At 68.3% G+C, this 13,261-nt stretch carries 8 protein-coding genes; all 8 read left to right on the forward strand.

All coding sequences use genetic code 11. The features are described 5' to 3' along the window. Positions 1–3: 3 nt before the first annotated feature. On the forward strand, positions 4–393 hold the full coding sequence (gene rplL, locus ACLQ2X_RS08795; protein ID WP_425680479.1) for a 50S ribosomal protein L7/L12: 390 nt from the start codon (positions 4–6) through the stop codon (positions 391–393). A gap of 599 nt (positions 394–992) precedes the next feature. Continuing rightward, a complete protein-coding gene (locus tag ACLQ2X_RS08800; RefSeq protein ID WP_425680480.1) occupies positions 993–4,424 on the forward strand; it encodes a DNA-directed RNA polymerase subunit beta in 3,432 nt (1,143 codons plus the stop codon). Positions 4,425–4,504: 80 nt separating this feature from the next. After that, positions 4,505–8,419: a DNA-directed RNA polymerase subunit beta' gene (locus ACLQ2X_RS08805; RefSeq protein WP_425680481.1), complete on the forward strand. Its 3,915-nt coding sequence runs from the start codon at positions 4,505–4,507 to the stop codon at positions 8,417–8,419. Between the two features lie 100 nt (positions 8,420–8,519). Continuing rightward, positions 8,520–8,888: a hypothetical protein gene (locus ACLQ2X_RS08810; protein ID WP_425680482.1), complete on the forward strand. Its 369-nt coding sequence runs from the start codon at positions 8,520–8,522 to the stop codon at positions 8,886–8,888. Positions 8,889–9,213: 325 nt separating this feature from the next. Next, positions 9,214–9,585 (forward strand): hypothetical protein, encoded by a 372-nt coding sequence (locus ACLQ2X_RS08815; RefSeq protein WP_425680738.1) that lies wholly within the window; start codon positions 9,214–9,216, stop codon positions 9,583–9,585. Positions 9,586–10,081: 496 nt separating this feature from the next. Further along, complete coding sequence (gene rpsL / locus ACLQ2X_RS08820; protein WP_007465318.1) at positions 10,082–10,456, forward strand: 30S ribosomal protein S12; 375 nt, start codon at positions 10,082–10,084, stop codon at positions 10,454–10,456. 1 nt (position 10,457) lies between these two features. Then, positions 10,458–10,928: a 30S ribosomal protein S7 gene (gene rpsG / locus ACLQ2X_RS08825; RefSeq protein ID WP_425680483.1), complete on the forward strand. Its 471-nt coding sequence runs from the start codon at positions 10,458–10,460 to the stop codon at positions 10,926–10,928. Between the two features lie 76 nt (positions 10,929–11,004). Then, a complete protein-coding gene (gene fusA, locus ACLQ2X_RS08830; protein ID WP_425680484.1) occupies positions 11,005–13,101 on the forward strand; it encodes an elongation factor G in 2,097 nt (698 codons plus the stop codon). Positions 13,102–13,261: the final 160 nt, after the last annotated feature.

Consider the following 13,261-nt stretch of genomic DNA (forward strand, 5'->3'; position numbering starts at 1 on the left):
GACATGGCGAAGCTCAGCACCGACGAGCTGCTCGACGCGTTCAAGGAGATGACGCTGATCGAGCTCTCCGAGTTCGTGAAGCAGTTCGAGGAGACCTTCGAGGTCACCGCCGCCGCTCCGGTCGCGATGGCCGCCGCCGGCGGTGCCGCCGGTGGCGCTGCCGCCCCGGTCGAGGAGGAGAAGGACGAGTTCGACGTCATCCTCGAGGCCGACGGTGGCAAGAAGATCCAGGTCATCAAGGTCGTGCGTGAGCTGACCGGCCTGGGCCTCAAGGAGGCCAAGGACCTGGTCGAGGCCGCGCCGAAGGCCGTCCTGGAGAAGGCCAACAAGGAGACCGCCGAGAAGGCCAAGGCCAAGCTCGAGGGTGAGGGCGCCAAGGTCACCATGAAGTGACCTGGCGTTGACCTGACGCGCGTCCGGCTCACGTGAGTCGGGGCACATCGCGTCGTGGCGGGCGGTGATCCGGAAACGGGTCACCGCCCGCCGTCTTCGTGGTGTCGCGGGTCGCGGTGGTGTGAGCAGGGCGTACAGGTTTCTCCCACCGGTGTGTCAGCGAGGTCTGTCGGTAGCCCGGCGGGGGGAAAGGCACCCCGTGCGGTAACCGGCCCTTGACGTGACACCGGCCCGCCAGGCACGCTGGCATCAGCAAGACTTTCCGCGCTTGCAACGGCCACCTCTCGGGTAATGGCAACGGCAGCACCGCCGCCTCCGCGGCAACGGCAGCACCGTCGCCGTGGCACCCGAGCGGACCGGCAGGAGCGTCGCGTTCCGAGCGGCCCCGGTCGACCCGGTTTCCGAGGTCCAGGGCTTGTTCCGCGACGACCTGCGGTTCGGGCTGGACAGCGGTTAGCCTCTCGGCTACACTGCTAGTTTGCGCTGCCTTCCGACTTGACCCCTGCTCGGAAATGTCCGATTGTGGATATTTCTGGTGGGGTCATTGGAGTGCACGCGTACCAGCCGTTCTGCAGCACCGGTCCTCGGAAGGACGCATCTTGGCAGCTTCCCGCCCTGCGAAGACCAGTCGTACGTCGAGCGCTTTCGCACCCCGCCGAGTTTCTTTCGGTCGGATCACCGAACACCTCGAGGTCCCCAACCTACTTGCCATCCAGAACGAGTCCTTCGACTGGCTCGTCGGCAACGAGGCTTGGCAGGGCCGGTCGGCGGACGACCCGCACGCACGCTCGGGTCTCGCGGAGATCCTCGAAGAGATCAGTCCCATTGAGGACTTCTCCGGCACCATGTCGCTCTCCTTCTCGGCTCCGCGCTTCGACGAGGTCAAGGCCTCGATCGAGGAATGCAAGGAGAAGGACCTGACCTACTGCGCGCCACTGTTCGTGACCGCGGAGTTCACCAACAACACCACCGGTGAGATCAAGAGCCAGACGGTGTTCATGGGTGACTTCCCGATGATGACGCCCAAGGGCACCTTCATCATCAACGGCACCGAGCGCGTCGTGGTCAGTCAGCTCGTCCGCTCGCCGGGCGTCTACTTCGACAAGCAGCCGGACAAGACCTCCGACCGCGACCTCTCCAGCGTCAAGGTCATCCCGAGTCGGGGTGCCTGGCTGGAGTTCGACATCGACAAGCGCGACACGGTCGGCGTACGCATCGACCGCAAGCGCCGGCAGGCCGTCACCGTCCTGCTCAAGGCCATCGGGTGGTCCGCGGAGCGGATCCGCGAGAAGTTCGGCTGGTCCGAACTGATGATGACCACGCTCGAGAAGGACCACATCGCCGGGCAGGACGAGGCGCTGCTGGACATCTACCGCAAGCTCCGTCCCGGCGAGCCGCCGACCCGCGAGAACGCCCAGACCCTGCTGGACAACCTCTTCTTCAACCCGAAGCGGTATGACCTGGCCAAGGTCGGGCGATACAAGTTCAACAAGAAGCTCGAGATCGGCATCCCGATCACCACCGGGACGCTCACCGAGGACGACATCGTCGCCACCGTGGAATACCTCTGCCGGCTGCACGCCGGTGAGGAGGGCTACGAGGCCGACGACATCGACCACTTCGGCAACCGTCGCCTGCGCACCGTGGGCGAGCTGATCCAGAACCAGGTCCGGGTGGGTCTCTCCCGGATGGAGCGGGTCGTCCGCGAGCGGATGACCACCCAGGACGTCGAGGCGATCACGCCGCAGACCCTGATCAACATCCGCCCGGTGGTGGCGGCGATCAAGGAGTTCTTCGGCACGTCGCAGCTGTCCCAGTTCATGGACCAGACCAACCCGCTGGCGGGTCTGACCCACCGGCGCCGGCTGAGCGCGCTCGGCCCGGGTGGTCTGTCCCGCGAGCGGGCCGGCTTCGAGGTCCGGGACGTGCACCCGTCCCACTACGGCCGGATGTGCCCGATCGAGACGCCGGAAGGCCCGAACATCGGCCTGATCGGCGCGCTGTCCACGTTCGCCCGGGTCAACCCGTTCGGCTTCATCGAGACGCCGTACCGGAAGGTCATCGACGGTCGGGTCACCGACCAGATCGACTACCTGACCGCGGACGAGGAGGACCGGTTCGTCAAGGCGCAGGCCAACGCCCCGCTGAAGTCGGACGGCACGTTCGCCGAGGATCGGGTCCTGGTCCGCCGTAAGGGCGGCGAGACCGAGGACGTCATGCCGGGTGCCGTGGACTACATGGACGTGTCGCCGCGGCAGATGACCTCGGTCGCGACCGCGATGATCCCGTTCCTGGAGCACGACGACGCCAACCGCGCGCTCATGGGCGCGAACATGCAGCGTCAGGCGGTGCCGCTGGTCAAGGCCGAGGCCCCGCTCGTCGGCACCGGCATGGAGTACCGCGCGGCCGTGGACGCCGGTGACGTGGTCGTCGCCGAGGTCGGCGGTGTGGTCGAGGACCTGTGCGCGGACTACATCACGGTCCACCAGGACGACGGCCACCGCCGGACGTACCTGCTGCACAAGTTCCGCCGCTCCAACGCCGGCTCCTGCGTCAACCAGAAGCCGGTGGTCTTCGAGGGCGACCGCGTCGAGGCCGGCCAGGTCGTCGCCGACGGGCCGTGCACCGACGAGGGCGAGATGGCACTCGGACGCAACCTGCTGGTGGCGTTCATGTGCTGGGAGGGCCACAACTACGAGGACGCGATCATCCTGTCGCAGCGCCTCGTGCAGCAGGACGTGCTCACCTCGATCCACATCGAGGAGCACGAGGTCGACGCCCGGGACACCAAGCTCGGCCCGGAGGAGATCACCCGCGACATCCCGAACGTCAGCGAGGAGATGCTCGCCGACCTCGACGAGCGCGGCATCATCCGGATCGGCGCCGAGGTCGTCCCCGGCGACATCCTGGTCGGCAAGGTCACGCCGAAGGGCGAGACCGAGCTGACCCCCGAGGAGCGGCTGCTCCGCGCGATCTTCGGTGAGAAGGCGCGCGAGGTCCGGGACACCTCGCTGAAGGTGCCGCACGGCGAGACCGGCACGGTCATCGGTGTGCGTACCTTCTCCCGCGAGGACGGCGACGAGCTGCCTCCGGGCGTGAACGAGCTGGTCCGGGTGTACGTGGCCCAGAAGCGCAAGATTCAGGACGGTGACAAGCTCGCGGGCCGCCACGGCAACAAGGGCGTCATCTCCAAGATCCTGCCGATCGAGGACATGCCGTTCCTGGAGGACGGGACCCCGGTCGACATCGTGCTGAACCCGCTCGGTGTGCCGTCCCGGATGAACATCGGCCAGGTTCTGGAGACCCACCTCGGGTGGGTGGCCAAGACCGGCTGGAGCGTGGACGGCGACGACTCCGAGTGGAAGCGCCAGCTCCGCTCGATCGGCGCGAACGAGTCCGAGCCGGACACCAACGTGGCCACCCCGGTCTTCGACGGTGCCCGCGAGGAGGAGATCTCCGGTCTGCTGGAGTCGACCCTGCCCAACCGGGACGGCAACCAGTTGATCGGGCGCACCGGCAAGGCGCAGCTGTTCGACGGTCGCTCCGGCGAGCCGCTGCCCGACCCGATCGCGGTCGGTTACGTCTACATCCTGAAGCTCAACCACCTGGTCGACGACAAGATCCACGCCCGCTCGACCGGTCCGTACTCGATGATCACGCAGCAGCCGCTGGGTGGTAAGGCGCAGTTCGGTGGTCAGCGCTTCGGCGAGATGGAGTGCTGGGCCATGCAGGCGTACGGCGCCGCCTACGCCCTCCAGGAACTGCTGACCATCAAGTCCGACGACGTGCTGGGCCGGGTCAAGGTCTACGAGGCGATCGTCAAGGGCGAGAACATCCCGGAGCCGGGCATCCCGGAGTCGTTCAAGGTGCTGCTCAAGGAGCTGCAGTCGCTGTGCCTCAACGTCGAGGTGCTCTCCAGCGACGGCGTGGCCCTGGAGATGCGCGAGACCGACGACGAGGTGTTCCGGGCCGCAGAGGAGCTGGGCATCGACCTGTCCCGGCGCGAGCCGAGCTCGGTCGAAGAGGTCTGAGGCAGTGATTCGGGGGCCGGCTCGCCGGCCCCCGATCCCGCCCGTTAGCTAGCAGTACAGACGACGACATAGGGGACATAGTGCTCGACGTCAACTTCTTCGACGAGCTGCGCATCGGTCTCGCCACCGCCGACGACATCCGTCAGTGGTCCCACGGCGAGGTCAAGAAGCCGGAAACCATCAACTACCGCACCCTCAAGCCGGAGAAGGACGGGCTCTTCTGCGAGAAGATCTTCGGCCCGCAGCGGGACTGGGAGTGCTACTGCGGTAAGTACAAGCGGGTCCGCTTCAAGGGCATCATCTGCGAGCGCTGCGGCGTCGAGGTGACCCGCTCCAAGGTTCGCCGGGAGCGGATGGGGCACATCGAGCTGGCTGCTCCGGTGACCCACATCTGGTACTTCAAGGGCGTGCCGAGCCGGCTGGGTTACCTGCTGGACCTCGCCCCGAAGGACCTCGAAAAGATCATCTACTTCGCCTCGTACGTCGTGACGAGCGTGGACGCCGAGGCGCGTCACCGTGACCTCTCGACCATCGAGAACGAGATCCTGGCCGAGAAGCGGCAGTCCGAGAACAGCCGCGACTCGGAGATCGAGAAGCGCGCCGCCAAGCTGGAGGCCGACCTGGCCGAGCTGGAGGCAGAGGGCGCGAAGGCGGACGTCCGGCGCAAGGTCAAGGAGGGCGGAGAGCGCGAGATGCGCCAGATCCGCGACCGGGCCCAGCGCGAGATCGACCGCCTCGACGAGGTCCTCGACACCTTCCGCAAGCTGGAGCCGAAGCAGCTGGTCACCGACGAGCTGCTCTACCGCGAGCTGCGCGACCGCTTCGGTGAGTACTTCACCGGCAGCATGGGCGCCGAGGCCATCAAGGCCCTGGTCCAGAACATGGACTTGGCGGCCGAGGCGGAGAACCTGCGCGAGACCATCCGGTCCGGCAAGGGTCAGCGGAAGATCCGCGCGCTCAAGCGGCTCAAGGTCGTCGCGGCGTTCCAGAACACCCGTAACTCGCCGCTGGGCATGGTGCTGGACTGCGTCCCAGTCATCCCGCCGGACCTGCGCCCGATGGTGCAGCTCGACGGCGGCCGCTTCGCGACCTCCGACCTGAACGACCTGTACCGGCGGGTGATCAACCGGAACAACCGCCTCAAGCGGCTGATCGACCTCGGCGCGCCCGAGATCATCGTCAACAACGAGAAGCGGATGCTCCAGGAGGCCGTCGACGCGCTGTTCGACAACGGCCGCCGCGGTCGCCCGGTCACCGGGCCGGGTAACCGGCCGCTGAAGTCGCTGTCCGACATGCTCAAGGGCAAGCAGGGCCGGTTCCGGCAGAACCTGCTCGGCAAGCGCGTCGACTACTCCGGCCGTTCGGTCATCGTGGTCGGCCCGAAGCTCAAGCTGCACCAGTGCGGCCTGCCCAAGCAGATGGCGCTGGAGCTGTTCAAGCCGTTCGTGATGAAGCGGCTGGTCGACCTCAACCACGCGCAGAACATCAAGTCCGCCAAGCGGATGGTCGAGCGGCAGCGGCCGGTCGTGTGGGACGTGCTGGAAGAGGTCATCGGGGAGCACCCGGTCCTGCTGAACCGGGCGCCGACCCTGCACCGGCTGGGCATCCAGGCCTTCGAACCGCAGCTGGTCGAGGGCAAGGCCATCCAGATCCACCCGCTGGTCTGCACCGCGTTCAACGCCGACTTCGACGGTGACCAGATGGCGGTGCACGTGCCGCTGTCCGCCGAGGCCCAGGCCGAGGCGCGGATCCTGATGCTGTCGTCGAACAACATCCTCAAGCCGGCCGACGGCAAGCCGGTCACCATGCCCACCCAGGACATGGTCATCGGTCTCTACCACCTCACCCACCTCACCGCTGGTGGCAAGGGCGAGGGCCGGGTGTTCAGCTCGGACGCCGAGGCCCGGATGGCCTACGACAACGGTGAGCTGCACCTGCAGGCCCCGGTGCGGATCCGGCTGCGCGACGTGGTCGGGGTCGACAACGGCGCCGGCGCCGAGCCGTGGACCGCCCCCGAGGGGTGGACCGAGGGCGCGCAGGTGACGGTGGAGACCACGCTGGGTCGGGTCCTGTTCAACGAGACGCTGCCCCCGGGCTACCGCTTCGTGAACTACGAGATCCGTAAGGGTCAGCTCTCCGCGATCGTCAACGACCTCGCCGAGCGCTTCCCGAAGGTGGCCCTGGCCGCCACCCTGGACGGCCTCAAGGAGGCCGGCTTCCACTGGGCAACCTGGTCCGGCGTCACCATCGGCATGGAGGACGTCATCGCTCCGCCGCGCAAGCGGGAGATCCTGGAGCGCTACGAGAAGGAAGCCGACAAGATCGACCGCCAGTACCAGCGCGGTCTGATCACCTCCGAGGAGCGCCGGTCCGAGCTGATCTCCATCTGGACCAACGCGACGAACGAGGTCGCCAAGGAGATGGACACCGCGCTGCCGCAGGAGAACCCGCTGTGGAAGATGATCCACTCGGGTGCCCGCGGTAACCTGCTGCAGCTCCGGCAGATCGCGGCGATCCGTGGTCTGGTGGCCAACCCCAAGGGCGAGATCATCCCGCGACCCATCAAGGCGTCGTACCGGGAGGGTCTGTCCGTGCTGGAGTACTTCATCTCCACGCACGGCGCCCGCAAGGGCCTCGCGGACACCGCCCTGCGTACCGCCGACTCGGGTTACCTGACCCGGCGTCTGGTGGACGTCTCGCAGGACGTCATCATCCGCGAGGAGGACTGCGGCACGGACCGGGCCATCCCGATGCAGATCGGCCAGCGCATCGACGCGACCGGCCAGCCGGCCGCCGAGGGCGGCAGCCTGGCGGTGCACGAGCACGCCGAGACCAGCGTGCACGCCCGTACGCTCGCCGACGACATCAAGGGGCCGGACGGCACCGTGGTGGCCCACCGCGGGCAGGACGTCAACTCCATCCTGGTGGACGCGATCGTGGCCGCCGGTACGGAGACGGTGCGGGTGCGCAGCGTGCTCACCTGCGAGTCGAAGCTGGGCGTCTGCGGTGCGTGCTACGGCCGTTCGCTGCCGACCGGCAAGACCGTGGACGTCGGCGAGGCGGTCGGCATCATCGCCGCACAGTCGATCGGTGAGCCGGGTACGCAGCTGACGATGCGTACCTTCCACACCGGTGGTGTCGCGGGTGAGGACATCACCCAGGGTCTGCCCCGTGTCCAGGAGATCTTCGAGGCCCGGGTGCCGAAGGGCAAGGCGCCGATCGCCGACACCCCGGGTCGCATCCGGATCGAGGACGGCGAGCGGTCGCGCAAGATCGTGGTCATCCCGGACGACGGCAGCGACGAGATCGTCTACGACAAGATCTCGAAGCGGGTCCGGCTCCGGGCGCACGACGGCGACCACGTCGAGGTCGGCGAGAAGCTCACCGAGGGCACCATCGATCCGCACGAGCTGCTGCGCATCCTCGGCCCGCGCGCGGTCCAGGTCCACCTGACCCAGGAGGTCCAGGAGGTCTACCGCTCGCAGGGTGTGCTCATCCACGACAAGCACATCGAGATCATCATCCGCCAGATGCTCAAGCGGGTGACGGTCATCGACTCCGGCTCGACCGAGTTCCTGCCGGGTGTGCTCGTCGACCGGGCGCTGTTCGAGTCGGAGAACCGCCGGCTCGTCGGCGAGGGTGGCGAGCCCGCCGCCGGTCGTCCGGTGCTGATGGGTATCACCAAGGCCTCGCTGGCCACGGATTCCTGGCTGTCGGCGGCCTCCTTCCAGGAGACCACCCGGGTGCTGACGGACGCGGCGATCCACGCCCGCAGCGACTCGCTGATCGGCCTCAAGGAGAACGTGATCATCGGTAAGCTCATCCCGGCCGGTACCGGCATCAGCAAGTACCGCAACGTCCGGGTCGAGCCGACCGAGGAGGCGAAGGCCAAGGTCTACTCCATGACCGGCTACCCGGAGACCGACTACGGCTTCGGGCCGGCCAGCGGCCAGGCGGTTCCGCTGGACGACTTCGACTTCGGGTCGTACCGCTGACGTAGTACCGACCGACGAGGCCCCCGGCGTGTCGCGCCGGGGGCCTCGTCGTGTCCGGGTCGTGGTCGGACAGGGAGTGGATCGGGGCATGATGGAGGGCATGACGACCGTGCCCGGGCAGGTGCCCGTCGTGCCGCAGGCGCACCGCCATCCGCACGATCCGGAACCGGTCCGTTCGACAAAGGCCCGTGCGGTCTTCGCCCTCGGCCTGATCGCCGCGTTGACCGGTCTCTTCGTCGGTGGGGTGGTGCCGGCGACGATCGCGCTCGCCCTGGCGCGGCAGGCCCGCCGGGAGGCGTACGCCTCGAAGGGCTATCTGACCGGCGCGGCCTGGCTGCGTCGCGGTGAGCGGCTGGCCCGGGCGGGGTTGGCGCTGGCCGCCGTCGCGCTGGTCGGTGCGGTGGTGATCGGGGTGGTGCGGCACGCCGACGCCTCGTTCGGCCACGATTTCGCGCCGAACTTCGACTGACCTGGTGGGGGAGTGGCGCCGCGCCCGCCCACCCGGCCGTGACCGGCGGCGGTAGCCTGGCCGGTGTCCGCCGCATGGCGGGTGAGCCGTGGACACAGGAGGACCCGTGACGGAACCGGCTGCGCCGGGAGGCGACCCGACCCGCCCCGGTGCGGGGCCGCATCCCGCCGGGCCGGCGTTCGGGGCGTACCCGGGGAATCCGCCCGGCCACGGTGGCGGCTGGGGTTCGCCGGGGCACGCATCGGGCGGTTGGCGGCCGGCGGGCGGGCCGGTCGTCCCGCCGCCACGGGACGAGGCGCCCCGCCCGCCGAAGCGGGTCGACGCCGTGCCCGGCACCCCGTTCGGGGTGGTCCACCTGGATGTGCCGCCGGTCACGTCGGGGCTGGCCATCGGGTCGCTGCTCGCCGGGGTCGCGGCGATCCTGGTGTCCCTGCTGGTCTTCTGCTTCGGCCTGGCCGGGCCGAGCGTCGGCGGTGCCTGGGCGGCCGGCGCCTTCACGGTGCTCGGCGCCCTGGCCGGCGTCGGGGGGATCGTGGCCGGGTTGCTCGCCCGCCGGCAGATCCGCCGGCCGGCGCCCCCGCCGGCGGTCCGGTTCGCCGGTGGTGGCCTGGCCGTGGCCGGGCTCAGTTGCGGGGCGGCCGGGTTGTTGCTGAGTCTGGTGGGGCTGGGGATCGCGCTGGTGGTGCAGATCACGTGACGTGACCGAGGTGCCGATCGGGGTCGCTGACCCGCTTTGGGCGGTATGTCCGGGTGCCCGGTGCGTGGGGGGTGCCGGGGCCGCCGGGTCGAGCGGCGGATAAGCCGGTACACTCGTCACTGTAGGTACCCATCGCGGGCGCGTCGGCGACCCGGAAATGGTCGGCGGGGCTGTGGATGTCCTCCCCGACCCATCCGTTTTGACCGCTGCGGCTGTGGTAGGTACTCTTTCCCCTTGTGCCCGGGCTCGCCCGGGCAATGCGTGCGTGCGCTGGAGCCGGCCCACCGGTGATCGCGCGGTCGCACCACGAAGACCAAAGACCCGGTACGACACGCGAGTGGCCGCACCGGGACCGTGACTCGGGCGACACGCCCGACCGCGGGTACTGGGACCCCGTCAGGTGGCCCCGGTTGGAATGTAGGAGAGCCGCCCATCCGGTCGGCTAGAGCAGACGGCGCGGTCGCCTCGCAGCGGCCGAAGGGAGCGGAGAAACCCGGTGCCCACCATTCAGCAGTTGGTCCGAAAGGGCCGTCAGGCCAAGACGACCAAGACCAAGACCCCGGCGCTCAAGGGGTCTCCCCAGCGGCGCGGCGTGTGCACCCGCGTGTACACCACTACCCCGAAGAAGCCGAACTCGGCGCTGCGCAAGGTCGCTCGCGTCAAGCTCAGCAGCCAGATCGAGGTGACCGCCTACATCCCGGGCGTCGGCCACAACCTTCAGGAGCACTCGATCGTGCTCGTGCGCGGCGGCCGTGTGAAGGACCTCCCCGGCGTGCGGTACAAGATCGTGCGCGGTTCGCTGGACACCCAGGGTGTCCGCAACCGCAAGCAGGCTCGCAGCCGTTACGGCGCGAAGAAGGAGAAGAGCTGACATGCCGCGTAAGGGACCCGCTCCGCGGAAGCCGCTGGTCGCCGACCCGGTGTACAACTCGCCGATGGTCACCCAGCTGGTGAACAAGATCCTTCTGCGCGGCAAGCGCCAGCTCGCCGAGCGCATCGTGTACGCCGCCCTGGAGGGCTGCCGCGAGAAGTCCGGCACCGACCCCGTCGTCACCCTCAAGCGCGCGATGGACAACGTCAAGCCGACCCTCGAGGTGCGCAGCCGCCGTGTAGGTGGCGCCACCTACCAGGTTCCGGTCGAGGTCCGTCCGTCCCGTGCGACCACGCTCGGTCTGCGCTGGCTGGTGACCTACTCCCGGGCCCGGCGCGAGAAGACCATGGTCGAGCGGCTGACGAACGAGCTGCTGGACGCGAGCAACGGCCTCGGCGCCGCGGTCAAGCGGCGTGAGGACACGCACAAGATGGCCGAGTCGAACAAGGCCTTCGCGCACTACCGCTGGTAACACCTGAGGTTCCGGCGCCCACCAGGCGCCGGAACCGCCACCAGTTGTGTCGAGACGACGATAAGTAGGGATTGAAGTGGCCGCCGCAGACGCGCTCGCCAACGTACGCAACCTCGGCATCATGGCGCACATCGATGCCGGTAAGACCACTACCACCGAGCGAATCCTGTTCTACACCGGCATCACGTACAAGATCGGTGAGGTCCACGAGGGCGCCGCCGTCATGGACTGGATGGAGCAGGAGCAGGAGCGCGGTATCACCATCACCTCCGCCGCCACGAAGTGCGAGTGGAAGGGCCACACGATCCAGATCATCGACACGCCCGGCCACGTCGACTTCACGGTCGAGGTCGAGCGGTCGCTGCGGGTGCTGGACGGTGCGGTCGCGGTCTACGACGGCGTGGCCGGCGTGGAGCCCCAGACGGAGAACGTCTGGCGGCAGGCGGACAAGTACAACGTCCCCCGGATGTGCTTCGTCAACAAGCTCGACCGGACCGGCGCCGACTTCTTCCGCTGCGTGCAGATGATGATCGACCGGCTCAACGCCACCCCGCTGGTCCTGCAGCTCCCGATCGGCGCCGAGTCCGACTTCATCGGCGTGGTCGACCTGGTCGAGATGCGGGCCCTCACCTGGCGCGGCGAGACCCAGAAGGGTGAGGACTACGCGGTCGAGGACATCCCGGCCGACCTCGCCGACTCGGCCGCCGAGTGGCGCGAGAAGCTGATGGAGACCCTCGCCGACGTCGACGACACGGTGATGGAGAAGTACCTCGAGGGCGAGGAGATCTCCACCGAGGAGATCAAGGCCGCCATCCGCCGGGCCACCATCGGCGGCAAGGCCAACCCGGTCCTCACCGGCACCGCCTTCAAGAACAAGGGCATTCAGCCGATGCTGGACGCGGTCGTCGCGTACCTGCCCTCGCCGCTGGACATCCCGGCGATCGAGGGTACGGCCACCGACGGCGAGACGCCGCTGCAGCGCCAGCCCTCGGTCTCCGAGCCGTTCGCCGGCCTGGCCTTCAAGATCCAGACGGACAAGCACCTCGGCAAGCTGACCTACGTGCGGATCTACTCCGGCACGCTCGAGTCCGGTTCTCAGGTGATCAACTCCACCAAGGACCGCAAGGAGCGCATCGGCAAGATCTATCAGATGCACGCCAACAAGCGGGAAGAGCGCGGCTCCGCCCAGGCCGGCGACATCATCGCGGTGCAGGGTCTGAAGCAGACCACCACCGGTGACACCCTGTGTGACCCGGCGAAGCCGGTCATCCTGGAGTCGATGACGTTCCCGGAGCCGGTCATCGAGGTGGCCATCGAGCCGAAGACCAAGGCCGACCAGGAGAAGCTCAGCACCGCCATCCAGCGGCTGGCCGAGGAGGACCCGACCTTCCGCGTCAAGCTGGACGACCAGACCGGTCAGACGGTCATCTCCGGCATGGGCGAGCTGCACCTGGACATCCTGGTCGACCGGATGCGCCGCGAGTTCAACGTCGAGGCGAACATCGGTAAGCCGCAGGTGGCGTACCGCGAGACCATCCGCCGTAAGGTGGAGAAGGTCGAGTACACGCACAAGAAGCAGACCGGTGGTTCCGGCCAGTACGCTCGCGTGATCATCAGCGTGGAGCCGCTGCCGCTGGGCAACGACGCGCCGACCTACGAGTTCGCCAACGGCGTCACCGGTGGCCGCATCCCCCGGGAGTTCATCCCCTCGGTGGACGCGGGCGCCCAGGACGCGATGCAGTACGGCATCCTCGCCGGCTTCCCGCTGGTGGGCGTCAAGCTCACCCTGGTGGACGGCCAGTACCACGAGGTCGACTCGTCGGAAATGGCGTTCAAGATCGCCGGCTCGATGGCGATGAAGGAGGCGGCCCGCAAGGCCGACCCCGCTCTCCTCGAGCCGATGATGGCTGTTGAGGTCACCACTCCGGAGGAGAACATGGGTGACGTCATCGGCGACCTCAACTCCCGGCGTGGCATCATCCAGGCGATGGAGGAGCGCAGCGGTGCTCGCGTCGTCAAGGCTCTGGTGCCGTTGTCGGAGATGTTCGGCTACGTCGGCGACCTGCGGTCGAAGACCCAGGGCCGGGCTAGCTACAGCATGCAGTTCGACTCCTACGCCGAGGTTCCGAACTCGGTGGCCAAGGAGATCATCGCCAAGGCGACGGGTGAGTGACGCTCACCCTCGGCTGATCCGATGAGCCGGGGCGGTCGCGGGAGGGTTTCTCCCGCCCGCGGCCACCTCGGTCGGATTGTGTGAGACCGGGCCTGTAGGCTTCATCGCCGCAGAACCCACAAAAGCTCTCCGGCCTTCCGGCCGGAAAGGCTGTCGACAG

It is taken from the genome of Micromonospora sp. DT31 (assembly GCF_049841795.1).
Taxonomy (GTDB): domain Bacteria; phylum Actinomycetota; class Actinomycetes; order Mycobacteriales; family Micromonosporaceae; genus Micromonospora.

Bases quoted from the DNA above. Each gene is read 5' to 3' on its own strand.
- rplL (WP_425680479.1), top strand. From the start codon at position 4: ATGGCGAAGCTCAGCACCGACGAGCTGCTCGACGCGTTCAAGGAGATG.
- ACLQ2X_RS08810 (WP_425680482.1), top strand. From the start codon at position 8,520: ATGACGACCGTGCCCGGGCAGGTGCCCGTCGTGCCGCAGGCGCACCGC.
- rpsG (WP_425680483.1), top strand. From the start codon at position 10,458: ATGCCGCGTAAGGGACCCGCTCCGCGGAAGCCGCTGGTCGCCGACCCG.